Source organism: Streptomyces sp. x-80 (assembly GCF_046549095.1).
In the GTDB taxonomy this organism is placed as follows: domain Bacteria; phylum Actinomycetota; class Actinomycetes; order Streptomycetales; family Streptomycetaceae; genus Streptomyces; species Streptomyces celluloflavus.
Genome location: NZ_JAJPWM010000033.1, coordinates 1 through 25,958 on the forward strand (window position 1 = coordinate 1; position 25,958 = coordinate 25,958).

The window sequence follows — 25,958 nt, forward strand, 5'->3', positions numbered from 1 at the left end:
CCGCCGGTGGTCGACACGACGGCGGCAGGGCCGCGCAGGAGAGCGGCGGCGGCTTCGGGACCGAGGGCGCCGCAGATCAGTACGGCGCCCTCCGGCGCCGGGTCGGGCCCGAGGTGGACGGCGGGGCTGCCGTCGTAGCGGGTGCCCTGGGCCTGGCAGGCGTCCTCGAGCAGCCGCAGATCGCGGTCGGCGCAGTACGCGGTCAGGCGCGCCAGGTCGGCACACCGGCCGGCCAGGGCCGGCTCCGCTAGCCAACAGGGCCGGCCAGGGTCTGGAACAGCAGCTTGAGCGGTCGTGCACCCAGGCGGCGACGGGCCCGGACAAGAGAATTGGTGGCGAGCCGCCCCAGATCCTGTTTGGCCCGCACCGCCCGCAGCAGATCCCTGGCATAGCCGTCGCCGATACCGGCGGCCCTGTGCCACCGCTTGACGAATTCGGCCACGTTGTCCCGGCTCATGGGCGCCAGATCGAGCTCGGCGAAATCGTCCCCGACCAGCCAGTCCTCCCGCACGGCCGACGGCCGGGAGGTGACCAGCCAGCGATTGCCGGGGTAGGCGCCGACCAGGTCCTGTAGCCAGCGGCGTGCCTCCTGGCGTTCGTTCTCCGGGATCTCGTCGATCCCGTCGATCAGGACCAGCCCGCGCCCCGACCGCAGCACCCGGTCGAACCAGCCCGTCGGCTGGACATCGCTGATGGGGCAGCCCACCGCGGCGAGGAAGCCGTCGGGGGTGGGGAGTTCGGCGCCGCCCCGGGTCAGGGTGCGCAGGGGCAGGACGAACGGCACCAGGCCGTAGAGATACAGCAGACGTTCGTCGAGCTCCTTCCGCGCCGTGGAGACCGCCAGCCACTGCACGAGCGTCGTCTTCCCGGAACCGGCCACACCGCGCAGCAGAACGCGGGTACGTCCGGCCAGCACATGGTCGGCGGGGAGGAGCAGGGGCATCGGATTCGTGGTGTCGCCCACGGCGTCCAGGCTCAGGTAGGCGGCATCGAGGGGCCAGGTCTCCGGTGATGCGGAGAGATCGAGTCCGAAGATGGTCAGCTTGCCGTGCTTGGCCGCGATGTACTGGGCGTAGCGCTCCTCGAAGGGGCCATCGGCCGGCGACGGCGTACGCGAGATCAGCGAATCGATCCTGAGCGACAGCTCCTCGATCCGGCGGCTCTGCTCAACCAGCGTACGCGCCACGAAAGTTGATCTCTGGGTGAAGAACTGGAGGATGTGGAGGCAGGCGGTGTCGAGCACGTTCGCATGGAGCAGGACGGCGTCACTGGACAGGCCGAGGGTCGCCGACCGGCTCTGCGATCTCAGGTGCCGGGAGAGGGCCAGGTGGCCGAGCTGTACGGCCTGCATATCGTCCATGTCGATGTAGCCCATGGCGCGCAGGGAGTCGGCGACGGCATGCGCCACGGCGCGCTGTTCGTATGTGGGCAGCCGTTCCTCTATACCGGTCGACTGAGCGGCGCGGCCGACCAGTTCCTCGGCGATCTTGTGCAGATCCTCGTCGGACAGGACGCGCTTCTCGCCTTTGAACGACACGAGCTTCGCCACGCGCACGGGCTTGTCGACCAGGCCCGCCCCGGGACCATCGGCCACGAATAGCTTCTTGACCAGCGGCGCGACCACGCTTGAGGCGAGACGAGCGCCAATGGCGGCGGGTTCCATCTGCTCCCCGGTGGGTGTGTGGACGGCGGCCAACCGTCGGGCTGGCAGCAGCCTAGGACACGGGGGGACGGCGCGACTGAAGGATGAGCCAAGTGGGCGTCCCTGTACCGAAGTTGCGTGTCGTGTGGTCGTGGAGTGGCGCGGGTGCGCGTACACGCGGACCCCGCAGGCGCGCGGGCGGCGCTCTCCGCCGCGGGCCGGACGCGCAGGGTGACCGTCAGGTGGTCGATGCCCACGCGGTGCTGTCGGCTCGGTCGCTGAGGCGGAGGGACAGCGCGGCCTCCACCACCCGCTCGTCCACGTACGGCGCGTGCCAGGACACCCCGAGCGCGGAGGTGAGCCGGGCGACCGGCCGCATGGTGCTGCCGCATTCGCGGGCGAAAACTCCAGCACCATGTGCCGACCAGGCTGCGGCTCCGGGGCTCGGCTCCGGCGGCCTCCCGTATCAGGCCCCGAACCGCCCCGACGGCGTCCCGGGTCGCGCAGGGAGGCATCCTCGGACGCACCTCCAGCCGAAGTCGGGCCGGGAGGCCGGCGGCGGGGCGGTGGTGAGCGTTTCGGACGACGCGGCGAGCCACTGGCCGTACGGGCGGTTGTCTGCGAGTGCGCGCAGTGTGGGGAGGGGGTTCCAGCGGTGGAGGGCGCTGTCCGCTTTCACCGTGTGGAGAGACCTGAACGGGCGGGACCGGCCAGCGCCCGCGGAAGCGTCGGCATCGCGCAGAACAGCTCGTCCCCGCCGTGACCGGTCAGCTGCCGGGTGGACCCTCGCTCGGCAACCTGTCGTACCTGTGCGAGCTGCTGGGTCCTGGTACGTATCCAGGGGAACGGGGCCTCGGTGCCGGTGCCCGGTTCCCCGACGTCCGCGAACCACATGACGCTCTCGCCGCGAGCGGTCACCCGATGTCCGGCATCGGGCAGCACCGCTGCGGCTCTCCGCGCCCACTCCCAGTCGTCGTGCGCGGGATCCTCGGCCTCCCAGCTGCTCGTCACCGGACGCGGCTCGGTCCGCTCCCCGAGGAGGAAGCACAGGCTGGTGGAGTCCATGCCCCCGGCCAGGTCCGCGCCGACGGTGCCGCCGCCGCTCGTACCAGCACATGAACTCCACCCGCCACCGAGCTGCCCCGAGCCTCGCTGCATTCCCGCACAGACCGCGCGTGCCGTGTGTCCGTGCGTCCATGCGGGGCGCCCCGGTGGACACCTCAGCCGACGGGTACGGAGGTCTCCGGCACCGGAAACGTCCTTGTGCGCAGCGCCCACCGGGTGAGCGGCCGGGTGGCGAGGCCGCAGAGCGCGAGGACCACGCCGAGTACCACCCAGCCGGGCCTGCCCCATTGGAGGCAGAGCGCTGTGAGGACGACCGGTGACGCTGCCCGCACCAAGCCGTCTGCCAGGTTGAAGGTGCCCTGGTACTGCCCCTGGGCGTGTTCCGGGGCCAGCCCGAAGCTGATTTCGAACGCCCCTGCGGCCAGGCCGAGTTCCCCCGACGTCAGGAGGAGTACGCCGATGAGCAGCAGGGTCGCGGCGACGGGGGCGGAGACTCCGGCGGCGAAAGCGAGGACGGTACAGCCGGCGAGGGAGAGGAATCCCGCTCCGCGGAGCGCGGTGGCAGCGGCCAAGGGGCCCCTCACCCCGCGGGTGGCCCTGACCTGGAAGAGAACGACCACCGCCGTGTTCACCACCAGCAGTGCGGAAAGCCACCACCGGGGCGCCGCGGTGTGCGACACCAGCCAGAGCGGCAGGACCAGCGAGACCACGTCGTACTGGAACGCGATGACCCCGCACAGCAGCGACAGCGCGAGGTACGGCCTGTCCCGCATGGCCTCCATGCTCCGCGCACCTGGGGGGCGCGGCACCGGCTCCACGGAGGGGATCAGGAGCAGCAGCCCGGCCGCCGCCAGGAAGCTCAGCCCGTTCGCCAGAATGAGCAGGGTGTAGCCCGCCGTCGAGTCGAGTTGGAGCGCGAGGCCGGCTGCGGCGGCACCGATGCCGAGCCCGAGGTTGGTGACGGCGCGGAGATAGCCCCGGACCCGGGTGCGTTGACCGGGCTCGCTGATCCGCGCGATCAGGGCGCCGCTGACCGCCTGAGCGCCCCGTTGGCCGATGGCGGCGACGGTGACCAGTGTGAGAAAGCCGGCGAAGGAGTGTGTCGTCGGGAACAGGAACATTGCCACGGCCTGGATGCCCTGGGTGGCGACGTACAGCCCCCGGGGCCCGACGCGGTCGGCCACGGCGCCGAGGGGAAGGCCCGACAGGAGGCCGACGAACGTCGAGACGGCGAGGCCGGTGCTCACGGCCGCCACACTCAGTCCGACGACGCGGGTGAAGAACAGCATGCTGCCGGCAAGATAGAGCCCGCTGCCGACAGTGGTGACGAAACTGGCGATCGTCAGGGTACGTACGGGGCCGCGGGGTATGCCGGTCTTCATATGCGCCTCCGTGGGGCGCTGTTGGTCTCCTGCTCGCACACGTCGCTTTCCTTCGAACCGGGTGGGGAGCTCCGCACAAGGGCTGTGCGCGCTGCCGGGACCGCGCCCCGCAGCGCGGAGCGGACAGCGGCCGGCACTGAGGGCGGTCCGCCGCTGTGGACCGCCGGTGTGCCCGTGCGCGGACCTCGGCAGAGTGGGTCGTTGATCTCGCGCGAGCCGCTACCGGCGGGCCAGTTCCTCACGCAGGGCCGCCAGGCACTCGGCCCGGTAAGCCTCCAGTCCTGGTACGGCCGCACGCTTCCTGTGGTTGAACTCGCCGGTGTTCACCCAGGTGACGATCAGATCCGCCAGGGACGGGATGCCGCTGTACCGTTCTGTCATTCCGTTCGTACAGTCGCTCAACGGGTAGAACGCCGGCAGGAGCGCGGGGGTACCGAACCGGACCATGTCGTTGATGTTGCCCGTGACGCAGGTCCGGCCGCGGGTCTCGGTGATGCCGTTACGCGTGAGGTACTCGGCGACGGGCAAAATGAGGAAGTCCGCCTCCGCGAGAGTCTGGTCGAATTCGCCCTGGGCGACGTAACCAGGGTGATCTCGCAGTTCGACCGAGGGAGATACCGCCTTCGTCGCCGCGTCGACGGCAGCCTTGGACTCCTCAGTGGCGTGCTCTCCCAAGAAATCGATCCGCAGCCGCTTCGTCAACCGTGGGGAGGCGAGTTCCAGCGCGGACAGGACCTCGGCGTGGTCCCTGCCCCCGTAGATCCGCCCTGGGATACAGCACCGCACCTCGTCCCGCGCGAACACGGTGGGCGGACGCTGCGGGTAGGCGATATTGATCGCGCGATCCCGCAGCGGGGCGCCGGATTCCATGAGCCGGAGATCCGGGAGAACGACACGCGCCGCGCCCTGGAGAACGAGCTTCGCGATGGCAGCGCTCGGCCGGTTGCCGTCCGACGAGGTGAACGTGTTGAGGTTGTGGACCAGGCAGTGATAGGCGGGTGTTGTCGCGCTCCCATCGGACAGCAGACCACACAGGGAATCGACTGGAGTGACGATGAATACGTGATCCTGTGAACCGATCGAAGGTCTGCAATTCTCGATGAATTCGGCGTACGGCACACTCGACGGACACACCTGCCACTCAACTTCCGCCGAGGCAGCGGCGGCCAAGGATTCGGCGCAGAACGAGTTGGTGTAGACGGTCGGTCTCCCGCCGAGGTCGACGGTTTGCCGTATGAGACTGTCGAGGACCTCGCTGTGTGCGCTGAGCTCGATCAGACCGATATTCATCGAGTGATCTTCCATCAGTGGTGAGCGTCCCGCGGGGGCGGACCCGTAAGAGGGGTGGGACCAGTGTCATGGTTCCGGGAATTCCGGACCGTCTGTCTGCCGTGCCGGCCGTCGGGCGGGGTGCCTGGCGATGCTCAGCCCACGTGGGGAACCTCTTCCCTGTGGGAAACCTCTTCCAGGAGGACTCCCTCCTCGACGAGCAGCCGCAGCAGCGGGGCGACGTCTTCGGCCGGGTCGAATGCGGGGGCCCATCCGACAGCTTCCTCAAGGGTGAACGTCTCGTGGCGGAAGAGATTGTCGATCAGTTCCGCGGGGGCGCCGTCAAGTGTGATCTTCCTCGTGCCGAACAGAATCTGGTGCTGTTCGGACTCGGCATCGTAATCAATCGTGACGGGGTTGAATTTGGCCCGCCGCAGACGCGTGTCGCCCTTCACGGAGAGCGGATGGAAGCCCGACTGGCTCGGTAGGCCGACCTCCCGGTGGCGACTGTCCTGTGAGGTCAGATGGTTGGCGATATATGCCTTCACCAGCCGCTCGTCGTCGGCCAGCGTGGCGAGCCTGCCCAGCAGCCCGCGGACATGGCCGGCGAGTTCAGCCGTGTCACCCCGGACGACGGGCGGCAGGTTGCGTCGCCACTCCGCCTCGTCCATCAGCTCGTCCGCGAGCCACTTCAACCAGTAGATGCCGGTGCGGCACGTCACCCCCAGCGTCAGGTGCAGAGAGGGTTCGTCACCGGCCACCGCGTAGTGCCAGTGTCCCCGCGGAATGTAGAGCACGTCCCCAGGGTGGAGTTCGGTCTCGATGTAAGGAGGTCCCTTGGGTTCGCCCGTGTCGTCGGAGACGTTGTTGTATTTGTCGAGCGGGTATTTGTACGTCTCCTCGGAGACGACCCAGCGTTTCGTCCCCTCGATCTGCAGGATGAAGACCTCGTGGTCGTCGTGGTGCTGGTCGAACCCTTGCTGCTCGGGCCAGGAGCAGTACATGTTGACCTGACTCCGGTGGCCGACCGCACGCTCGATCGACGATGCCAGTTCGGCGATCGCGGGAAGCCGCGCCTGCAACTGGTTGATGATGAGGGTGTAGCCGTCCTGGCAGTGTTTGATCCACTCCTCGGGCGTCTCAGGCTTTTCGGTGAGCTTTCTGCCTATCGCGGCGAGGCGGATCTCTTCACCGAAACGGAGACGGTGGAAATTGAGGAGGTGGTTGAGCTGATCCCATGAGAAGAGCGGACGGAAGCGGTCCGGATCCTGCCCGCGAAAGACGACGCCCCGGGTTGTCCAGTTCTCGCGAAGGAATTGATCGAGCGGCATCGGGTCAAGCAGGGATTCGAGATCGAACACGCTGGTCCTCACGCTTCAGGTGTGGTGCCCGGTGACTCTTGGAGCCACCGGGCGGGTCAGGTCCTGGAAGGGCCCTTCCCTTACACGTCCTTCTGGTCGACTTCGAGGTTCGGCACGCCCTTGACCTGGGCCGACTTCACCGTCTCCACGGAGAACCCGATCCTCTTCGGCTGACGGTCCGCGTGGACCTCGGACTTGGGTGCAGGAATCTTGGCCATTGATGACTCCTCGACTAAGGGGCTTGTCCGTTCATCTTCTTTCTTGCTACCGACACCCGCAGGAAAAACGTGTGAAAGATCACGCACAAGCCGCAAACCGCGGTTGTCAAAGCACTTGAAAAGCCTTGACGGTCGTGTAGTCGTGAGGAGGATGAGCCCAACTGGCGGGTGAAACGGAAGCGGGAAGTCCTCGCGCAGTCCGGCGGTTCCTGTCTCGGTGATCGCAGAGTATTTCGCGGGCGAGAAACGCTGGTGAGCAGCGGGAGTTTCCTCTGGCGCGTGGACGCTTCGGATGAATTGGACACCGGATCGCGAGGATCCGGGCGACGGGCGGGATGAAGAACACGACGGCCGGCGCCGGCGGCGAGAGCCGGGCGACGGTGACGGCAGATCCGGTGGTCCGACGACGTACGCGTCGGCCACCGGATGGCCTCGGGTGGGCGTGTCACGGGCCTGGGCCGGCCTCCGGTGCGGGATGTTTTCCCGGACGACCGGCGAGTGCGCGGAGGTGTCCCGATGGAGGCGAGCGACGGCAAGCGGAATCAGCCCGAGCGCACATCCCGACCGCCTTCGAAGCCGCCGAAGCGGCCGGGTCCGCTGACCCGCCTGCTGGCTGCCGTGGATTCCGCCGTCGCATCGGGGCCCCCGCCGGGACCGGCGCGTCCGGAGTTCTGGCGCAGCCCGCTGCGGGGGCCGTGGCTGACCGCCGTGCTCGGACTCGTCCTGCTGGTCGGAGTCACGCTGTTGTTCGTGACGGGCCTGCTGTCGTACGCGGCGTACAACCCGGACCTGGCGCCGGTCAACGACCAGACGCCCGACAAGGGGTGGTTCGGCTTCTATCTGTTCTCCTGGCCGACCTCGCCGTACTGGCTCTACCGGGTGAGCCAGGGCGTGCATGTGGTGCTGGGAGTCGTCCTCGTGCCGGTGCTGCTGGCGAAGCTGTGGTCGGTCATCCCCAAGCTGTTCGCGTGGCCGCCCGTGCGGTCGGTCAGCCACGGCGTCGAGCGCCTGTCCCTGCTCCTGCTGGTGGGCGGCGCCGGCTTCGAGTTCGTCACCGGCATCCTCAACGTGCAGCTGCACTACATCTTCCCGGGCTCCTTCTACGTCCTGCACTTCTACGGGGCATGGGTGTTCATCGGCGCCTTCGTCGTGCACGTGGCTTTCCGGCTGCCGCGAGCCCTCCGTGCGGTGAGGTACGGGAGCGCGCAGCCGGAGGCCGGTACGGAGGAGGCGGCCGGACTGGTCTCGCCTCGGCCGGCGCCCCCGACCATCTCACGCCGGGGCGCCCTGGGCATGGTCGGACTGGGGGCCTTCGCGCTCTTCGCGGTGACGGCCGGACAGAGCGTGGGCGGCTGGTGGCGCCGGACCGCGCTGCTCGCCCCGCACGGCAAGGATCCCGGCTCAGGACCCAACGGCTTCCAGATCAACAAGGCCGCGGCATCCGTCGGGATCCGGCCCAGCGACATCGGCCCCGCCTGGCGGCTGACCGTACGGGGCGCAGACCGTCAAGTGGTCCTCACCAGGGATCAGCTGCTGGCCATGCGGCAGCACGAAGCGGCCCTGCCCATCGCGTGCGTGGAAGGCTGGTCGACCCCCGACCAGCTGTGGGGCGGCGTACGGCTCACCGACTTGGCCGCACTGGTCGGACTGGGCACGGACACCCCGCACGCCCTGGTGGAATCGGTACAGCGGGGAGGGGCGTTCAGCTCCGTCGTCCTGAGGGACAACCAGGTACGCGACCCTCGCTCACTCCTGGCCGTACGTGTCAACGGGGCAGTCCTCTCGCGCGACCACGGCTACCCCGCCCGCGTGATCGTCCCCGGAGCTCCCGGGGTCCACAACACCAAATGGGTCACCCGCGTCATCTTCGGAGAGCCGGCATGAGCAGCAGGACCGTCTTCCGCCGCCGCTACGGAGCCTCCCCGCTCCACCTGCTCCTCGTACTCGCCTCCTTCGCCCTCGCCGCCTACGCCGGCGTGCGACTGCTCAAGGGAGACACCCTGGGCGTGGCTCTGTGGTTCGTCGGAGCGGCGCTCCTCCACGACCTCGTGCTGCTCCCCTTGTACGCGGTGACCGACAGGGCCGCGCAGCGCCTGTTCGGGCGGAGGGAAGGCGGCGTGGGGGAGGCGCAGCCGAGGCCGAGCGTCAACTACGTCCGTGTTCCGCTCTTCGTCTCGGGACTTCTGCTGCTGGTCTGGTGGCCGCTGGTCCTGCGTCAGGTGGGCCACTACACCGCGGTCACGGGGCTCCCGGCCGACCGGTTCCTGGGGCGCTGGCTGCTGATCACAGCCGCCCTCCTCGTCGCGTCGGCAGCGACCCTCCTCGCCCGCAGGTGGCATGCGTCGGGGCCTCGACGACGTGCGGCACGAGACCGGCGGCGGGCCCGCAACGCCACGAAATGACAGCGCTCGCCGATGGTCCACCCTCGGTAAAAAGGGCGCCGCCGATGCCGATGCCCCCGCGACGAGAGGGCCGTTCCCCACGCTCCCGCACGGTGGGCCCCGGACTCGCCGCACGCCACAACGGCGGACTCGGCGGCGTCCTGGCCCTCGATGCCGAAGACGCCCGCATCACGGCGATCAGGTGACGGCCGGCCGACGTCCTCTCCCGCACGGCGCGCCGTCGGGGCGTGCGGCCGAGAGGGTTCCATGACGTACGACGAAGGCCCGGCCCAGCGGATCAGGGAGCGGCTCGGCGAGCGGCCGGGCCGCACCGAGAAGCGTACGTGCGCAGGCCCGGCCTTCCCGCGGGGCGGGAACACGACCGTGGGCATGATCGGCGACGAACTCGTCGCCCGGGGTGGGCCCGGAGCGCGCCGAGGAGGCCCCGGACCGCTCGCAGGCGCGCCCGATGGACTCCACCGGCAAGCCGGACGCGCGGCCGGGTGACCGTCGGCGGCCCCACGCTCACGGAGGACTCAGCTCCTCGGCCACTGGATCACCACGGCCGAGGGCACCCCTGCTGCGCTCGCTCCACCGCGGGACTGCCTTCCCCGTATGCGTGCGCCGCGCCTGCCGAACGCCGGCGGCACTACGCCGGGCGGCTCACAGCCGGGGGCGAGGGGGGTGCCCCGGGCCCTGATGTCTGGATCGAGAAGTCCTCGGGCCGACGCGTGCCGGTTCCGCGACGCCGGCGCACAGCGGTGGCCGCGAGGACGAGGAGAGCCGCGAGACCGTACGCGATCGCGGCCATCGTCTCCCGGCTGTCGAACGCCCGGCCGAGGACGTAGACGGCTGGGCCCGCGAGGGCGAGGCCCAGCCATTCCCAGCGTCCGTCCAGCGCCACGAGGGCCACCAGGAGAAGGGCGTACCAGGAGTAGCCGGGCGTGAGGAGGGCGAACGCCCAGCCGGTGACCAGGAGTGCGCCGCTCCACGGGCGGTGCGGGCTGCCGCGCCACATCACGTACAGGGACACGCCCGCCATGACGACGACGAGTACCGGCAGTGCCCAGCTGTCGGGGAGGACCGTCCGGAGCAGCGCGTACCGGGGTCCGGCAGCGGGGTCGTCGTAGCCTTCCTCCGCCACGTATCCGCCGAGGTAGCCGAAGACGGAGCCGTGCGAGAGGAGGGCGTACGGCAGGTAGGCGAACGCGGTGAACGCGGCGGCGGGCAGCAGCACGGCGGCCCCGTCGCGGACGCGACGGACTCCGGACAGCGCACCCGGCATGACGACGGCGGGCATGAGTTTGGCGGCGATGGCGGCGCCGAGGACCAGTCCGCCGGCCGACCGGCGGCCCGGAAGGACGGCGACGAGTCCGAGGCCGATCACGGCCAGCAGCGCGCCGAGGACGTCCACGTGCGCGTTGTTCACCGCCTCGATCGGTACGACGGGGCACCACGCCCAGTACGCGGCCCGGCGCGGGTCCGTGCCCCGGCGGCGCAGGATCAGCAGCACCGCACCGGTCACACCCAGAGAGATCAGGCCGGCGCCGGTCTGGAGCGGCTTGTGCCGCGCTCCCTCCGGGGAGAGCCTGTCGACAGCGAGGAAGTACGCCTCGGCGACGGGCGGGTAGATGGTGTGCACGGTAGGCCGGTTGAGGAGCGTGCAGTGCGGTGCCGGCCCGGCATGGGGAACGCGGGCACGGTCCGGGACGGTGCAGGCCGCGCCTGTCGGAAAGAGCCACGGGTCGCGCAGCCGGACCAGCTCCGGGTCCTGCGGAGCATGGTCGTAGGGGGAGATGCCGGCCGACTGCACGCGGCCGTCCCAGGCGTATCGGTACGAGTCCGTGCTGGTCCGGGGCGGCGCGACCAGCCCGGTCACCGTCACGGCGACCGCCCCGGCCACGAGCAGGGGCACGACATGGGAGGCCGGGACCCGGCGCAGCGCGAGCAGCGCGCCGGCGAACAGCACCCAGCACGCCGCGTACCACCAGAACAGCCCGGCGGGATCGGTGAAGTAGCCGTCGTACCGGACGGTGAGCACGAGGACGGCGGTGAGGGCGGCGAGGACCGTGGCGGTGAGGGCGGTGCGCGGGTTCACGTCTGCAGCGTTCCAGGAACGGTCGTGGAAGTGTGGTGAGGCGCCCCGCACGTCCGTGTTTCGTAAGGTGTTCCGGCCACCCGTGCGGGCCCTGCCGGGGGTGTCATGGGCTCATGCGCATCACTCCACTCCCCGGACCGCCGGTCACCTTCACGGCGCGTCTGCACGATGCCCGTACCGCGACCGCGATCGGCCGCCTGCTCGGGCTCGCCATCGCCGTCTGCTGTGTGACCGGCGTACTCAGCCACTACCTCCAGCACCCGCCCACCTGGCTTGCCGACCGGCTGCCGAGCCGTCCGTACTGGGGCTATCGGCTCACCCAGGGGCTGCACGTGGCCGCGGGCATCGCCGCGATCCCGCTGCTGCTGGCCAAGTTGTGGGCGGTCTACCCACGGCTCTTCGCGTGGCCGCCGGTCCGGTCGGTCCGGCACGCCCTGGAACGCCTCTCGGTGGCGGTACTCGTCGCCGCCGGGATCTTCGAGCTGTTCACCGGGCTGCTGAACACCTTCCAGTGGTACCCCTGGCCGTTCTCGTTCGTGCCTGTGCACTACGCCGTCGCCTGGCTCCTGCTGGGAGCGCTGCTGCTCCACGTCGCCGTTCAATGGCCCCGGATCCGCGACCACTTCACCCGTCGCTCACCCGGCACCCTTGCCCTTCCCGCAGCCGACGGGCCGGACCGCCGCCGGCTGCTGGCGGCCGTCGTGGCAGGGGCGGGCGCCGCCACGCTGACGACCGTCGGCCAGTCCGTCACCGCACTCGGTCCGCTGGAGCTGTTCGCTCCGCGCAGCCCGGCCCACGGACCACAGGGGCTGCCGGTCAACCGCACGGCCGCCGCGGCACGCGTCACCGGGGCGTCGCTGACCGACTGGCGCCTGACCGTCGCCGGGCCCCGCCCGTACAGCCTCACGCTGGAGGAGCTGCGCGCGATGCCCCAGCACGAGGTGGCCTTGCCGCTCGCGTGTGTGGAGGGCTGGAGCAAGTCCGCCCGGTGGACGGGGGTACGGGTGCGCGACCTGCTCGACCGGGCGGGCGGTGGCCCGGACGCACGGTGCCGGGTGGTGTCACTGGAGGCGGCGGGCGCGTACCGGGTGATGGAGATGGGCCGCCGGTACGCCCAGGACCCGCTCACCCTCCTGGCGCTGGGCCTGAACGGCGAGGTGCTGTCCCTGGACCACGGCTACCCGGCGCGGATCATGGCCCCGAACCGGCCCGGAGTGCTCCAGACCAAGTGGGTCGGCCGACTGGAGGTGGCGTGATGACCCACCGGTACGTGGTGGGCGGCTGCGGGATCGTCCTGATGGCCTTCGGGGGTTCCCTGCTGGTGGAGCAACCCGAGCCGTGGCGGGTCGTCCTGTGGCTCGCGGGTGGGGTCCTCGTACACGACGGGCTGCTCGCACCGCTGGTGATCGCGATCGCCGCACTCGCCGCGGCGGCCGGTGTGCGCCTGCACGGCGTTCCGCGAGCCGCGCTGATCGTCGCGGGCTCGCTGACGGTGATCGCCCTGCCGCCGCTCCTGCGCCCCGGAGGCGTGGCCAACGCGACGGTGCTGCCGCTGGACTACCCGCGGAACTGGCTGGTGGCGATGGCGGCCGTCGTGGTGATCACGGCCGGGTACGTCGGAGTGCGCGCGTGCGTGCGACGGGCGGCCCGGAGGCGGCCGGGCCGGGGGTGACGCACGAGGGACTGACGCACGAGGGGGCTGATGCGTGTCCGGCATCAGCCCCCGCCGCGTGGTCCGCGTGGTCCGGTCAGCGTCGCAGGTCCACGAAGCTGCGGCCCGCGGCCTGCCAGGTGAGGGACGGGGTCCAGCCGGCTCCCGTGGCTTCGGCGCAGAGCGCCCGGGTGCCGAGCCGGGCCCACCGGAAGGGCGCTCCACGGCCGCCGCGGCCGTCGTCGATGTGGACCTCGACGCGTTCGTCGACGTCCGCGGTGGCCACCTCGACCAGCAGGGAGCCGACCGGTGAGGCCAGCCGGGCGGCGCGGCGCAGCAGGGCGGCCGGGTCGCCACCGATGCCGATGTTGCCGTCGATGAGCAGCACGGTGCCCCAGCGGCCCTCACGGGGCAACGGATCGAAGACCGACCGGCACAGTGCGCTGCCGCCGGCGCGCACCGTGCGGGCCACCGCCTCGGGGGTGACGTCCACACCCAGGGCACGGTGCCCGCGTGCGGCGAGGGCCGCGACGAGGCGGCCCGGTCCGCAGCCGATGTCCAGGACGGGCCCCGTACAGCGGTCGAGGACGGTGGCATCGGCCGTGTCGGGTTCGGCGCACCATCGCTCGACCTCCAGGGGCAGCAGCCAGCCGTCGCCGCGGCGCAGGTAGAGCGGGCCCTGGCCGACGCGGAGCGCCTCGGCGTACGGGTTGGCCCGCCAGGCGACGGCGGGCTCGGTCAGCTGGGTGGTCATCGCGTCACCGCGCACAACGCGCCGTGGAGGGCGGCGAAGCGAGTGCCGGGTACAGCGGCCGCGACCTGTGCCGCGTCGGCCGCGGTGTCCACGTCGCACAGCTCGGGCAGGTCCCGTACCGCGCGTCCGGATTCGGTCAGCCGCCGGCGTTGCTCCCGCCCCGTGTGCGGAACGGACATGGGGACGCCGAGGACCAGCGCCGGATCGGGCTCGGCCAGGCCGAGCGCCCAGAACCCACCGTCGTCGGCCGGGCCGAACCAGGCGTCGGTCTCGCCGAAGTCGAGGCCCTGGGCGAGGAGACCGGGGGTGACCTGCGGAGTGTCCATGCCGATGAGCAGGGCCGGTCCGTCGACGCGGGAGAAGGCCGCGGACAGCCGGGCGTCGAGCCCGCCCGCGCACTGCGGAACGACCTCGATGCCCTCGGGCACCCAGGGCCCCGGTCGCCCGTCCAGGACCAGTACACGGCGCCCGGCCGGGGTGGCGAGCACGGCCGTGAGCGTGTCCTGGAGCGCGGCGCGTGCCAGATCGGCGGCCTGCTCCGAGGTGAAGTGCGGGGTGAGACGCGTCTTGACCCGGCCCGCGACGGGCGCCTTGGCGATGACGAGAAGGGTGCTCATACCGAGCCCTCCCTGTCCGCGACGGACCGTGCAGCCGAGGGTGGGGTTGAGTGCCCCGGGCCGGAGACCTCCCCCTCCGCGGCGGACCGGGTGCCCGGCGGCTCCGCCAGTACCCGGCGCATGTCGCGTACGGCGTGCCAGGTGCCCCGCCAGGTCCCGGTGACCTTGGACTTCCCCGAGCGGGGCAGGTACGGGACGTCCGTCTCGGCGACGTGCCAGCCCGCGTCGGCCGCCCTGACGACCATCTGGAGCGGGTAGCCGCTGCGCCGGTCGGTCAGTCCCAGGCCGAGCAGGGCCTCTCGGCGCGCCACCCGCATCGGTCCGAGGTCGTGCAGCCGCAGTCCGGTGCGGTGGCGCAGTATCCGGGCGAGGGCGAAGTTTCCGGCGCGGGCGTGCGCGGGCCAGGCACCCCGTCCCTGCGGGCGCCGCCGCCCCAGCAGCAGATCGGCCTCGCCCGATGCCACCCGTGCGGCCATGGGGGCGAGCAGCCCGGGGTCCATGGAGGCGTCGCAGTCACAGAAGCAGACCAGGTCGGCGCGCGCCGCGAGCAGCCCGGCGTGGCAGGCCGCACCGAAACCACGCCGGCTCTCGTGCACGACGGTCGCACCGAGGCCGCGGGCGATGTCCGCGGAGCCGTCGGCCGACCCGTTGTCGACGACGACGGCCCGCCACCCGGAGGGCACCCGCGCCAACACCCAGGGGAGCGCTTCGGCCTCGTCGAGGCACGGCAGTACGAGGTCCGCGCGAGGCGGTGCGCAAGCAGATGAAGTCACCCTCCACACCGTAGGAATCAGAAACCGGGAAAGGGCGCTTCCAGACCTTACGAAACGCGGACACCATCCTGGACGAGGGGTACGTCCGCTGCGGCCGGGGCCGGACGGGTGACAACCTGGGGCCATGGCAGTGAGCTATGCGGAGAGTGCGTACGAGGGGCACCGCGCCGGCGGCACCGATGAGGCCGGTGCCCTGGGCAACGTTCTGGTCGTGGACGACGATCCGACCGTCTCGGAGGTCGTGGCCGGGTACCTGGAGCGGGCCGGTTTCGCCGTGCGGCTGGCGGCCGACGGCCCCGCCGCGCTGCGCGCCGCCGAGGAGCTCCGGCCCGACCTCATGGTGCTCGACCTGATGCTGCCGGGTATGGACGGGCTGGAGGTCTGCCGTCGGGTGCGCGAACGGGAGAACGGCACCCGGCCTGTCCCGGTCATCATGCTCACCGCGCGCGGCGACGAGGACGACCGGATCCTGGGCCTGGAGGTGGGCGCGGACGACTACGTGACCAAGCCCTTCAGCCCGCGAGAGCTCGTCCTGCGGGTGCGGTCGGTCCTGCGCCGCGCGACGGCCGCCGCTCCGGCCGGTGGGCAACGCCTCGCCGCGGCGGGTCTGTCGTTGGACCCGGCGGCCCGCCGGGCCAGCAAGAACGGCAACGAGCTTGCCCTCACCCTGAGGGAGTTCGATCTCCTCGCCTACTTCCTGCGGCACCCGGGGCAGGTCTGTGACCGGGAGCGGCTGATGCGCGAGGTCTGGGGCTGGGACTTCGGAGACCTGTCCACCGTGACCGTCCACGTCCGCCGGCTCCGCAGCAAGGTCGAGGACGATCCGGCGAGCCCGCGGCTGGTCCGGACCGTCTGGGGTGTCGGCTACCGCTTCGAGGCGGGCCCGGACACGGCGGCCGCACCGGCCGCCCGGACGGCGGCCGACCGTGCGTGACCTGCTGCTGATCGCCCTGTACGCCTTCCTCGGCGCGGGCGCCGCCGGCCTGCTGGGAGCCCTGGCGCTGCGGATCCTGCGCCGCCGGAGTGTCGCGGTGTCCCTCGCCGTCGTCGCTGCCGTCGCCGTGTCCGCGATGCTCGCCGGGACGCTCGCGGTGGCGTGGGCGATGTTCCTGTCCTCCCACGACCTGGCTGTCGTGACCATGGTCGTCGCGATGGCGGCCGCCGTGTCGCTCGCCACCGCGCTGCTCCTGGGCCGCCAGATCGTACGGCGATGCCGGGAACTCGTGGGTGCGGCTCGCAGCTTCGGCGAGCGGGGCACCTTCACGGCACCGCTCGTTCCCGCTCCCGCCGAATTCGCAGCCCTGAGCAGTGAGCTGGCCCTCACCAGCGAACGGCTGGCCGCCTCCCGCGGACGCGAGCGGGCCCTGGAGACCTCCCGGCGCGAGCTCGTGGCCTGGATCTCGCACGATCTGCGTACCCCCCTGGCCGGGCTGCGTGCCATGTCGGAGGCGCTGGAGGACGGCGTGGTGGCCGACCCCGCCCGCTACCACCGCCAGATGTGCACCGAGGTCGACCGCCTCAACTCCATGGTCGGCGACCTCTTCGAGCTCTCCCGCATCCACGCGGGCGCGCTGTCCCTCAGCCCCGCCCGGATGTCCCTCCACGACCTGGTGGGAGACGCCCTGGCCGGCGCCGACGCCCTCGCCCGGGAACACGGTGTGCGCCTGGCGGGCGAGAACGTCGCAGCGCTCCCGGTGGAGGTGGACGGCAAGGAGATGACCCGAGTGCTCTCCAACCTCCTCGTGAACGCCATCCGCCACACCCCTGCCGACGGCACGGTCGCGATCGCCGCCGAACGGCGCGCGGACTCCGTGGTGCTCTCGGTCACCGACGCCTGCGGAGGCATCCCGGAGGAAGACCTCCCGCGCGTATTCGACACCGGCTGGCGTGGCACCGCGGCCCGCACGCCTCCCTCGGGGGCCGGCCTCGGCCTGGCGATCGTCCGGGGCATCGTCGAGGCCCACGCGGGCCGAGCCGACGTCCGCAATGTCTCCGGCGGCTGCCGCTTCGAACTGACCCTGCCCGCACCGGCGGGCTGAGGGCTGTCCCGCCGGGTATGACGGGACAGCCCTTCAGGGCAGATCCCCCGCCAGGCGGAGTTCTACGGATGCGGGGCGAGCCCGGCCTCCTGCAAAGCCGGGCCTGCGGCGCCGGCCGCGAGCTCGGCCATCCCGGTGGCGAACGGCACCGCCGGACGCCAGCCCAGCTCGCGGCGGAGCCGCGCCGAGTCGGCGGTGATGTGCCGGACGTCGCCCAGCCGGTACTCGCCGGTGACGACCGGGGCCGGGCCCCCGCACGCGGCGGCGAGTGCCTCGGCCATGTCACCGACGGTCCTCGGATCGCCACTGCCGACGTTGTACGCCCTGAAGCCCGGCCCGTCCGCCAGGGCGTCCAGCGCCACCGCGTTGGCCGACGCCACGTCCCGTACGTGGACGAAGTCCCGCCGCTGTCCCCCGTCCTCGAAGACGCGCGGCGCGTCGCCCCGGGCGAGCGCGGACCGGAACAGGGCGGCCACTCCCGCGTATGGCGTGTCGCGCGGCATCCCCGGACCGTAGACGTTGTGGTAGCGCAGCGAGATCACGCGTCCGCCGGTCGCGCGGGCCCACGAGGCCGCGAGGTGCTCTTGAGCGAGCTTGGTGGTGGCGTAGACGTTCCGGGGGTCCATCGGAGCGTCCTCCGCGACCAGACCCGGTGCCAGGTCGGCGCCGCAGTCCGGGCAGCGCGGCTCGAACCGGCCGGCCTTCAGATCGGTCTCGGCACGCGGGCCGGGCCGGATCACGCCGTGTGCGGCACACTCGTACCGCCCCTCGCCGTAGACGACCATCGACCCGGCGAGCAGCAGCCGCGACACCCCCGCCTCCGTCATCCCGGCCAGCAGGACCGCCGTACCGAGATCATTGGCCGACACATAGCCGGGTGCGTCCCCGAAGTCCTTGCCCAGGCCCACCTTGGCCGCCTGGTGACAGACCGCGCCGACCCCGGCCAGGGCCTCCCGCACCGCCGCCGGGTCCCGTACGTCCCGGCTGTCCTCGGCCAGGTCGAAGACCACCGGGTCGTGCCCGCCCTCGACCAGCTCGGCGACGATGTGCGAGCCGATGAAGCCCGCTCCTCCAGTCACAAGTACGCGCATGCCCCCGAAGCTATGCCGCCCCGACCCCGGCGAGGCACCGGACAGGCCGCATGTCACGGATCCGTAAGAAGATCTCCGGTCGGCCGACGGCGGTGAGTCCGCCACTCAGGGGCTTGTGCGGGCGGCCACCGGGTTCGTCCCGTCCCGTGATCTCGACGCTCTCGCCGCGCTGTGCGTACCGGGTGGTCGACCGCCTCGCCGCGGACGGCGAACAGCGCGAGCCCGTGGTCCGGCCGGAGCGAGACCAGCGTGTCCACAGGCCCCGGCGTGCGGTGCGCGAGACCGGTGCCCCAGGTGTGGAGGCCGTCGTCGAAGTGCGTCAGTGGGCGGCCGCGGCGGCGGTCGGACGCCGGGCCGGGAACCAGGACCAGGGCCGGGGCCAGGACGAGGCCGAGACCTTCGGCTGAGGCGGCCCGCCTCTCCCGGCAATTCCCCCCCCGGGACTCCGTATTCCGCAAGGCGATTCCCTGCCCATACTCGCTGAATTGAGCCAAGTCAGGGAGAGCGGATTCCAAGTAGGGCCAACTGCTGTGGTGTTGGCTGAATTCGCGGTGTGCCCGGCGCGATCGGACGAGTGCGAGCCGGTTGCTGCGGGGCGTCTCTTGAGATGTCAACGTCACGCTACTGAGCGGTAATCGCGGGAAAGCGCGAGGAGGGCAGTGGTGGCAGGAAATGCCCCGCCACCGTGTTCTTCCGTGTGAACCGGCCAAGGGTGCCGGGCCGGGGTCCATCTCTGCGTGCGGGCGCACACACGAAGACACCGCGGATCGACACCAGGCGCTCCTTCACGGTTCGCCCCCACCTCGACCGATCGTCCTGCCGTGGATTCACGGTCAGTGAAGCACGAAGACGCGGACCGGCTCCATGTAATCCATGTCACTTTGCATTCGTCTTGAACCGCCCGGGGGATCAAAGCTAAAGATGCATCAGCAACATGATCGGCAGCCAACTGGCCTGCCAAAACGCCGGATTCATCACTGCCGCCCTGTGGTACACATGAATGAATCCGCGAGGCAAAGGGACCGACTCGAACCTGTCCGGCCACGGTACGTGTGGCATGACCCGCCCCGATCCCGGTGGCACGACCTCCGATTCCCCGCCGATACCTACGTCTCCTCCGGGACCTGGCCGGACACCACGAGCCCTCTCATTGACGCATGTGCGCATGATGCAGCCGCGAACCACCCCCACCCACCGACATCATCGACAGTGAGGGAAGTACCGTGCCGGCACACCAGAAGCTCTACCTTCGCCCGTCCGTGGTCGCTCAGCCTCTGCTGCACCGCTGGTACGCGTGGCCCTATCTCCTGGCGCCCCACACGGGTGCCCTCAATCTGAGGGACCGCCTGCTGCCCATCGTGGACAGCTACTTGAAGGCGCCTCATATCCACGAGTCGGTCACCTCGGATCCCCACCGCTACGGCGCCCCCTTCCTCGACCCCCAAAGCGCCACCCACGACGACGTTCAGGCGGCGCGCGAGTCCATGGCGAAGGCAGGCCAGGCCAGACTCCAACTCGCCGACGACATCGATGAACTCCGTGCCCTGCTCCAGGAGAAGGCACTCGGCGGGCCGATGGAACCCCTCTACCCCTTGGTCCCCGACTCGCTCCGGGGCCGGGTCGAGCTCGTCTACGACACCGCCCACCGGCCCAGCTTCCGCTTCTTCGAATCGCTGATGTACAGCTCCCCGGCATACGAGCGCCACGGTCAGTGCATCTCGCTCACCGCCGTACCGAGCCCCCAGCCCTTCGTGTACAGCAGCCCCGTTCTCCCGAGCCCCGAGCGCCTGGACATCGACCTGCCCTTCGACTCACCGCTGTGGGACGAGCTGTTCGCGGCGCGCCTGGAGCCCGTCGACGTCCCGCACCTCGCGCAACGCCTCGGAGTGGCCGACGGCGACCTTCCGGCGTTCACCGCGCTCTTCCACGACGCGCCTCCGGCGCCACACACGCCTCCCCCGGCCGGGGACGTCCGGATGCGGTACCTCAACCACGCGTCCGTGCTCATCGAGACCGGCACCACCTCCGTCCTCCTCGACCCCCTCATCGGCTACACCGGCGACGGGTACGAGCACTACACGCTCGAAGACCTTCCCCGGCACATAGACGCCGTCGTCATCAGTCACTTCCACTCCGACCACTTCTCGCTCGAAACGCTGCTCCAGCTCCGCACCCGCATCGGCACGATCCTCGTCCCGCGTGCCTCCGGCGGATCGCTGCCCGATCCCAGCCTCAAGACCATGCTCCAGGCCCTCGGCTTCTCCAACGTCCAGGAGCTGGCCGAACTCGAAACCCACCGCGTGGCCGACGGTGTCGAGGTCACTGCCCTTCCCTTCGTCGGCGAGCACGCCGACCTCGACATCCGTACCAAGGTGGTGCCCCTCGTCCAGGCCGGCGGCCGCAGGCTCCTGTTCGCCACCGACATCACGCCGCTCGAGCCCGCGCTGTACAACAACATTCCCGGCCTCGCCGAGACGCCGCTCGACGCGCTGTTCATCGGCCTTGAGTGCGTCGGAGCACCCCTCAACTGGTTGTACGGGCCCCTGCTGGAAGGGAAGCTCTCCCGCGAGCACAACGCCGGGCGACGGCTCAAGGGCAGCAACGCCGCCCAGGCCGACGAGCTGGCCCAGCAGCTCAACGCCCGGCACGTCTACGCCTATGCCATGGGCCTCGAACCCTGGCTCAAGCACCTCACCGGCTCCGACTACGACCCCGAAGCCGAGCCCGTGCAGCAGGCCGCCGTCCTCACGCAGCTGAGCGCCGAACGGGGCATCACCGCCGAGCTCCTGCGCAACCGGGGCGAGCGCACCTGGTCCGCCGTCGACCCGACGAAGTCGTAGGCCGCAGTAGTGGTCCGTCCCGCTGTGCTCCTCGTCGATCCTCTTGGGTGGTGCGTACATGCAGAGCAACGCCGGGCCCGGCAGCGCGCCTCTGCGCCGCTTCGACCCGCCGAGTACGAGTCCGACCGCGCAGCACAGTCCGAGTGATACGGGCCGCTCCGCCCTGGTCTGCTTTCCGTGTGCGGGCGGGGGAGCGACCGGCTTCGCACCGTGGCGGCGGCTGCTCCCCGACTGGCTCGACCTGTATGGCCATGTCGGGCCCGGACGGGAAGAGCGCGGGCGGGAGGCGCCGTTGAGTTCGGTGGACGAGCTGGTCGACGAGGTGCTGCCGGACGTGCTGGCGCTCCCGGTCCCGCTGGTCCTGGTCGGGCACAGCTTCGGTGCGGCCCTGGCCTACGAACTGACGCACCGGCTGACCCTGGCCGGCCGGCCGCCACAGCGGCTGGTCGTCATGGCGGCGGTCGCTCCCGGGGCGACGACGCTGGAGCCGCCCAGCGGCGATCACGAGATCGAACTGCTCTGGAAGCAGCTCGGCGCGAACACCGCCGGTCTCAGCCGCCCCGGGTACCGTGAATGGCTCTTCCCCGTGCTCCGGGCCGACTTCACCGCGCAGGCGGCCTACCGGCCGCCGGCCCGTCGCTCGCACATCACCACGCCGGTCACGGTGATGTACGGAGACGAGGACCCGGTCGTGACGGCCGAGGAGGCGGCGATCTGGCGGACTCTGTGTGCGGGCCCGTTCGAGGTCGTACCCATACCAGGGGGCCACTTCTTTCCGCAGACGGAGCGAGCCGCGACGACCGGCGCACTCCACCGCGCTCTTGAGTTCTAAGGGCTGTCCCGTCATACCTGGTGGATCAGCGCGCGGCGTCAGATGCGGTGCATCGCACGGCGGAGGAGCGTCCGCATACTGGGTGTATGTGGACGTTCCGACAACGCGGCGAGGTGCCGTAGCTGTCGTCGCGCGCCCGCCAGGTATGACGGGACAGCCCTTAGGGCGCGTCGGCCCGGTTTATTTTCGGAGTCGGCCGGCAGATCGCAGGGGTGCCGCATAACTGATGAAAGCCCCTCTTGATCACCTGATCGGTGAGGGCTAGGCTGCTGGAGTCGAGAATTCGCGATAATCCCGCAGGGGGACGTTTGTCGATGAACTGTGACGATCCGAGGACCCTGACTTTCCTTTTCGAGGAATGTGCCCAAAAGCTGTCGGAGAATATCGCCCTGGAATTTGAAGGCGAATTCTGGAGCTATGGCGAGCTGAATCGCCGGGCCAATAGACTGGCGCATCATCTGCGGGACACGGCGGGGATCCGCCCCGGTGACCGGGTGGCGATCCTGGTCCGGCATCCGCCGGACGTGATCGTCGCCATGCTGGCCGTGCTGAAGGCGGGCGGCGCCTACGTTCCGCTGGACCCCGACAATCCGCCCGGGGTGACGCAGCGGATCGTGGAGGACGTGGCGCCGAGGGCCATGGTGATCGAGTCCTCGGTGGCGGCGGGGGCCGTCTTCTTCGACGGCGAGTTGTTCGTGCAGGACGTCATGAGCGCCTCCCTGGGCACCCCGGACACCGACCCCGAGCCGGTGGTGGCGCCTGCCGACCTGGCGTACGTGATCTACACCTCGGGCACGACCGGGACGCCCAAGGGCATAGCCGTTGAGCACCGGGCGATCGTCAATACGCTGACGTGGCGGAATTCGTATTACGGATTCGGTCCCGAGGATGTCACGCTGGCGATTCCGAGGCCATCGTTCGACAGCTCCATTGCGGACACCTTTTGTGCTCTCACCTCCGGTGTGCGGCTGCTTCTTCCGCGCCGGGACCGCATTACCGACCGGCGTTATCTGACCGGCCTCATAAAAGATCGCGGCGTCACTCACTTTCTCATCACGCCGGCCCTGTACAAGCGACTCCTGGGCGGAATGGACGCGCGGACGGCACCTTCTCTGCGCAGCGTCACGATCGCGGGCGAGTGGTTCACGGCGAAGCTGACCCAGGAACATTTCCTGCGACTGCCGGATGTGGACCTCTTCAATGAGTACGGCCCGTCCGAGAACGCGGTCTGCGCCACCGTGCACCGGCTCTCGGCGACTGATTCGAGCGTGCTCATCGGCAGGCCGATCGACAATGTCGAGGCGTTCGTGCTGGACGAGGACGGCGCGCCGGTGGAACCGGGCGGGATCGGCGAGCTCCACCTGGCCGGAGCGAGCCTGGCGCGCGGGTACCTGGGCAATCCGGAGCTGACGGCGGAGAAGTTCTTCACCCCGACGACGTCCGCGGCCGCCGGGAAGCGCGTCTACCGGACCGGGGACATCGTCCGGGTGTGTGCGGGCGGCGATCTCCAGTTCATTGAACGCAGGGACGGCCAGGTGAAGATCCGGGGCCGCCGCGTCGAGCTGGGCCACGTGGCCGATGTCCTCTCGCAGAATGCCGCGGTCGACCACGTCCACCTCCTGCGTCACCGCACGGAGTCCGGGACACCGCTGCTCCTCGCGTTCCTCCAGGGCCCCACGGTCCACGACCTCGACCGGCTGCGCGAGTCGGCACGGGAGGGGTTACCTGAGTACATGGTGCCGTCGGCGTTCATCCCCGTCGATGCCTTGCCGTTGACGAGTCACGGCAAGGTCGACGAGACGGCGCTCGCGGCTCTGTACGCGGCCTCCGTCGGTCACGGCGGTGCGGGCCCGGCGCCGGCCTCGGAAGTGGAGGCGGAGCTTCTGAAGATCTGGCAGAAGCTGTTCGCGCCGCTGCGGATCGGTCTGGACGACGACTTCTTCGAGCTCGGCGGGGACTCGCTGAGCGTGATGGATCTGCTGGCGGGTGTGGAGGCACGGCTGGGAGTGCGGCTGGACAACTCCGCCCCGTATACGGACCGGAGCATCCGGTGCCTCGCCCGAATGATCGAGAACCGACGCGATGACAAGGTGGGTACGAAGTGAGCGGGCAGACCGGTACTGATTCCGTGTTCAGGGGTGTCGACTACGACGTGGTCATCGCGGGCGGTGGTCTGGCCGGCCTCTGTCTGGCCAAGCAGCTCAAGGACGCCCGGCCCGGCCTCTCCGTCCTTGTCTGCGAGCGGGAGCGATCACCCATCCCCTTGTCCGCGTTCAAGGTCGGTGAGTCGTCGGTCGAGGTGGGTGCGTACTACTTCGCCGAAGTGATCGGGCTGCGGGACTACCTGGAGGAGAAGCAGCTGGAGAAGCTGGGGCTGCGCTACTTCTACGGTGGTGGCTCGGGTCTTCAGGAGGAGGCCGAGTTCGGTGTGAACCGTTTTCTGCCGGCGAAGTCCTATCAGCTCAACCGCGGTTCCCTGGAGGAGCATCTGCGGTTGGTGGCGATGGGCGCGGGGGCGGAACTGACGCAGGGCGTCAAGGTCCTCGACATCGAGCTCGGTGAGGGAGACGCCGCGCACCGCGTGACGTATCAGCCGGTCGATGACGCCGGTGCGGAACCCACCGTCGTCACGTGCCGGTGGGTGGTGGACGCGTCGGGCCGCCACCGGTTGTTGCAGCGCAAGCTCGATCTGACCAAGCGGTATCCCAGGCCGCACAACTCGGTGTGGTTCCGCCTGGCGGGGAAGCTCGACACCGACAAGGCGGTGGCCGGTGAGCACACCGACTGGCACGAGCGGATCAGTGAGCCGCGGTGGAACTCGACGAACCACTTCATGTTCGAGGGCGGCTGGGTGTGGGCGATCCCGCTCGCCCCTGATCACACCAGTGTCGGGATCGTGGTGTCGGACGATCTGCATCCGGTGACCAAGTTCAACCGGATCGAGAAGGCGATCGACTTCGTCGTCGAGCGTGTCCCGGCCTTTGACCCGGCCATCCGCGAGCTGGAGGTTCTGGACTTCCGGGTGCTCAAGAACTACAGCCACTCCTCGCAACAGGTCTTCTCGCACGACCGGTGGGCGTGTGTGGGTGACGCGGCGGTGTTCGCGGACCCGTACTACTCCGTGGGTTCCAACCTGATCGGCTACGCCAACAGTTTCGTGACCGAGATGGTCGGCCGGGACGCGGCGGAGACCTTCGACGAGGGCTTCGTCCGGTACGCGAACCGGTGGTTCCTCTCGTTGGCCGAGGGCCTGACGATGAACATCCAGGGTTCCTACGTCTTCCATGACAACGCTGTGATCATGTCGTTGAAGACGATCTGGGACTACTACGTGGGATGGGCGTTCTCCGACCCGCAGTTCTACGGGAGGACGTTCCTGGACGAGCCGGCGAGCACGACGCTCAGTTCGCTGGGCGCGCATGCGGTGGCGACCCAGGGCACGATGATGAGTCTCTTCCAGGCGTGGGCGCGGAGTTATCGGGGGGTGTTCTCCTTCGACTACATCGACTACTACGACGACCTGCCCACCCTGGCCCGGCTCTTCGTACAGAACCTGCCCGGTGACGGGATACCCGCCTTCGGCACCGTGCTGACGAGTGTGCGGGAGGGCCTGGAGCGGATCGAGGAGCTGGCCCACGTCATCTTCTACCTCGCACTTGAGGACGCTCTGCCCGAGCGCCTTGAGGAGATCCGTTCGCGGGGCTGGCTCAACGTGTCCGCGGTGAGCCTGGACCCGCAACGCTGGGAAGCGGACGGCCTGTTCACCCCCAAGAGCCGTCCGCGCCTGGACCAGGTCAAGGCCCTCGAAGAAGAACTGCGGGCACTGTTCCGCACCACGGCGACCGTCGCGCGATAGACCGGCGCCCACTCACCCGGGCGGCTCCCGGGTGAGTGGGCGAGCACCATCTCGCGGACGCCGCGAGGCGTGAGCCGGGAAGGAAGGGC

At 70.3% G+C, this 25,958-nt stretch carries 24 protein-coding genes; 11 read left to right on the forward strand and 13 right to left on the reverse strand.

The window, feature by feature from the left end:
- The 8 genes from ACLJWH_RS38710 to ACLJWH_RS38745 form a co-directional block, all read right to left on the reverse strand.
- On the reverse strand, positions 1-236 hold a 236-nt coding region (locus ACLJWH_RS38710; protein WP_411146546.1), incomplete at its 3' end, for a DegT/DnrJ/EryC1/StrS family aminotransferase.
- A gap of 11 nt (positions 237-247) precedes the next feature.
- The gene (locus ACLJWH_RS38715) at positions 248-1,663 is read right to left on the reverse strand and encodes an NACHT domain-containing protein (RefSeq protein ID WP_411146504.1); all 1,416 of its coding nucleotides are present in this window, start codon (positions 1,661-1,663) and stop codon (positions 248-250) included.
- Positions 1,664-1,880: 217 nt separating this feature from the next.
- Positions 1,881-2,021 (reverse strand): hypothetical protein, encoded by a 141-nt coding sequence (locus tag ACLJWH_RS38720; RefSeq protein WP_411146505.1) that lies wholly within the window; start codon positions 2,019-2,021, stop codon positions 1,881-1,883.
- Positions 2,022-2,317: 296 nt separating this feature from the next.
- Entirely contained in the window at positions 2,318-2,800 is a 483-nt protein-coding gene (locus ACLJWH_RS38725; RefSeq protein WP_411146506.1) for an asparagine synthase-related protein, read from the reverse strand.
- Between the two features lie 62 nt (positions 2,801-2,862).
- Positions 2,863-4,089, reverse strand: coding sequence for an MFS transporter (locus tag ACLJWH_RS38730; protein ID WP_411146507.1), 1,227 nt, complete (start codon positions 4,087-4,089; stop codon positions 2,863-2,865).
- Between the two features lie 219 nt (positions 4,090-4,308).
- Positions 4,309-5,379 carry a hypothetical protein gene (locus tag ACLJWH_RS38735; protein WP_411146508.1) on the reverse strand — a complete coding sequence of 357 codons (1,071 nt, stop codon included), beginning with the start codon at positions 5,377-5,379 and terminating at the stop codon, positions 4,309-4,311.
- A gap of 134 nt (positions 5,380-5,513) precedes the next feature.
- Positions 5,514-6,719 carry a cupin domain-containing protein gene (locus ACLJWH_RS38740; RefSeq protein ID WP_411146509.1) on the reverse strand — a complete coding sequence of 402 codons (1,206 nt, stop codon included), beginning with the start codon at positions 6,717-6,719 and terminating at the stop codon, positions 5,514-5,516.
- An 80-nt stretch (positions 6,720-6,799) separates the two neighbouring features.
- Positions 6,800-6,937, reverse strand: a complete 138-nt coding sequence (locus ACLJWH_RS38745) for a hypothetical protein (protein ID WP_411146510.1) — start codon at positions 6,935-6,937, stop codon at positions 6,800-6,802.
- A gap of 618 nt (positions 6,938-7,555) precedes the next feature.
- Between ACLJWH_RS38745 and ACLJWH_RS38750 the strand changes: the two genes are divergently transcribed.
- A complete protein-coding gene (locus tag ACLJWH_RS38750) occupies positions 7,556-8,821 on the forward strand; it encodes a molybdopterin-dependent oxidoreductase (protein ID WP_411146511.1) in 1,266 nt (421 codons plus the stop codon).
- Entirely contained in the window at positions 8,818-9,339 is a 522-nt protein-coding gene (locus ACLJWH_RS38755) for a hypothetical protein (protein ID WP_411146512.1), read from the forward strand. The genes ACLJWH_RS38750 and ACLJWH_RS38755 overlap by 4 nt, the downstream gene beginning before the upstream one ends.
- 628 nt (positions 9,340-9,967) lie before the next feature.
- Here the strand turns inward: ACLJWH_RS38755 and ACLJWH_RS38760 are convergent.
- Positions 9,968-11,416: a glycosyltransferase 87 family protein gene (locus tag ACLJWH_RS38760; protein WP_411146513.1), complete on the reverse strand. Its 1,449-nt coding sequence runs from the start codon at positions 11,414-11,416 to the stop codon at positions 9,968-9,970.
- Positions 11,417-11,529: 113 nt separating this feature from the next.
- Between ACLJWH_RS38760 and ACLJWH_RS38765 the strand changes: the two genes are divergently transcribed.
- Together ACLJWH_RS38765 and ACLJWH_RS38770 are read left to right on the forward strand one after the other, a co-directional pair.
- Positions 11,530-12,672 (forward strand): molybdopterin-dependent oxidoreductase, encoded by a 1,143-nt coding sequence (locus ACLJWH_RS38765; RefSeq protein WP_411146514.1) that lies wholly within the window; start codon positions 11,530-11,532, stop codon positions 12,670-12,672.
- The gene (locus ACLJWH_RS38770) at positions 12,672-13,088 is read left to right on the forward strand and encodes a hypothetical protein (RefSeq protein WP_411146515.1); all 417 of its coding nucleotides are present in this window, start codon (positions 12,672-12,674) and stop codon (positions 13,086-13,088) included. Before ACLJWH_RS38765 ends, ACLJWH_RS38770 begins: the two co-directional genes overlap by 1 nt.
- 76 nt (positions 13,089-13,164) lie before the next feature.
- Here ACLJWH_RS38770 and ACLJWH_RS38775 read toward each other — a convergent pair whose 3' ends face one another.
- The 3 genes from ACLJWH_RS38775 to ACLJWH_RS38785 are packed head-to-tail and all read right to left on the reverse strand — an operon-like array spanning position 13,165 to position 15,211.
- Positions 13,165-13,821, reverse strand: coding sequence for a class I SAM-dependent methyltransferase (locus ACLJWH_RS38775; RefSeq protein ID WP_411146516.1), 657 nt, complete (start codon positions 13,819-13,821; stop codon positions 13,165-13,167).
- Complete coding sequence (locus ACLJWH_RS38780; protein ID WP_411146517.1) at positions 13,818-14,438, reverse strand: DUF2064 domain-containing protein; 621 nt, start codon at positions 14,436-14,438, stop codon at positions 13,818-13,820. Before ACLJWH_RS38780 ends, ACLJWH_RS38775 begins: the two co-directional genes overlap by 4 nt.
- Positions 14,435-15,211, reverse strand: a complete 777-nt coding sequence (locus ACLJWH_RS38785; RefSeq protein ID WP_411146518.1) for a glycosyltransferase family 2 protein — start codon at positions 15,209-15,211, stop codon at positions 14,435-14,437. The genes ACLJWH_RS38780 and ACLJWH_RS38785 overlap by 4 nt, the downstream gene beginning before the upstream one ends.
- 124 nt (positions 15,212-15,335) lie before the next feature.
- On the opposite strand from ACLJWH_RS38785, the gene ACLJWH_RS38790 reads away from it, so the two are divergent.
- Together ACLJWH_RS38790 and ACLJWH_RS38795 are read left to right on the forward strand one after the other, a co-directional pair.
- Positions 15,336-16,145, forward strand: coding sequence for a response regulator transcription factor (locus ACLJWH_RS38790; protein WP_411146519.1), 810 nt, complete (start codon positions 15,336-15,338; stop codon positions 16,143-16,145).
- A complete protein-coding gene (locus tag ACLJWH_RS38795) occupies positions 16,138-17,250 on the forward strand; it encodes a sensor histidine kinase (protein WP_411146520.1) in 1,113 nt (370 codons plus the stop codon). Before ACLJWH_RS38790 ends, ACLJWH_RS38795 begins: the two co-directional genes overlap by 8 nt.
- A 62-nt stretch (positions 17,251-17,312) precedes the next feature.
- Here the strand turns inward: ACLJWH_RS38795 and ACLJWH_RS38800 are convergent, their stop codons facing one another.
- A complete protein-coding gene (locus tag ACLJWH_RS38800) occupies positions 17,313-18,341 on the reverse strand; it encodes an NAD-dependent epimerase/dehydratase family protein (protein ID WP_411146521.1) in 1,029 nt (342 codons plus the stop codon).
- A 146-nt stretch (positions 18,342-18,487) separates the two neighbouring features.
- Between ACLJWH_RS38800 and ACLJWH_RS38805 the strand changes: the two genes are divergently transcribed.
- The 5 genes from ACLJWH_RS38805 to ACLJWH_RS38825 all read left to right on the forward strand — a co-directional run bounded on the left by ACLJWH_RS38805 (position 18,488) and on the right by ACLJWH_RS38825 (position 25,869).
- Entirely contained in the window at positions 18,488-18,748 is a 261-nt protein-coding gene (locus tag ACLJWH_RS38805; RefSeq protein WP_411146522.1) for a hypothetical protein, read from the forward strand.
- Between the two features lie 816 nt (positions 18,749-19,564).
- Positions 19,565-21,181, forward strand: coding sequence for an MBL fold metallo-hydrolase (locus ACLJWH_RS38810; protein WP_411146523.1), 1,617 nt, complete (start codon positions 19,565-19,567; stop codon positions 21,179-21,181).
- Positions 21,182-21,239: 58 nt separating this feature from the next.
- Positions 21,240-22,013, forward strand: coding sequence for a thioesterase II family protein (locus ACLJWH_RS38815; RefSeq protein ID WP_411146524.1), 774 nt, complete (start codon positions 21,240-21,242; stop codon positions 22,011-22,013).
- Positions 22,014-22,327: 314 nt separating this feature from the next.
- A complete protein-coding gene (locus ACLJWH_RS38820; RefSeq protein ID WP_411146525.1) occupies positions 22,328-24,118 on the forward strand; it encodes a non-ribosomal peptide synthetase in 1,791 nt (596 codons plus the stop codon).
- The gene (locus ACLJWH_RS38825) at positions 24,115-25,869 is read left to right on the forward strand and encodes an NAD(P)/FAD-dependent oxidoreductase (protein ID WP_411146526.1); all 1,755 of its coding nucleotides are present in this window, start codon (positions 24,115-24,117) and stop codon (positions 25,867-25,869) included. The genes ACLJWH_RS38820 and ACLJWH_RS38825 overlap by 4 nt, the downstream gene beginning before the upstream one ends.
- The last annotated feature ends 89 nt before the right edge of the window (positions 25,870-25,958 follow it).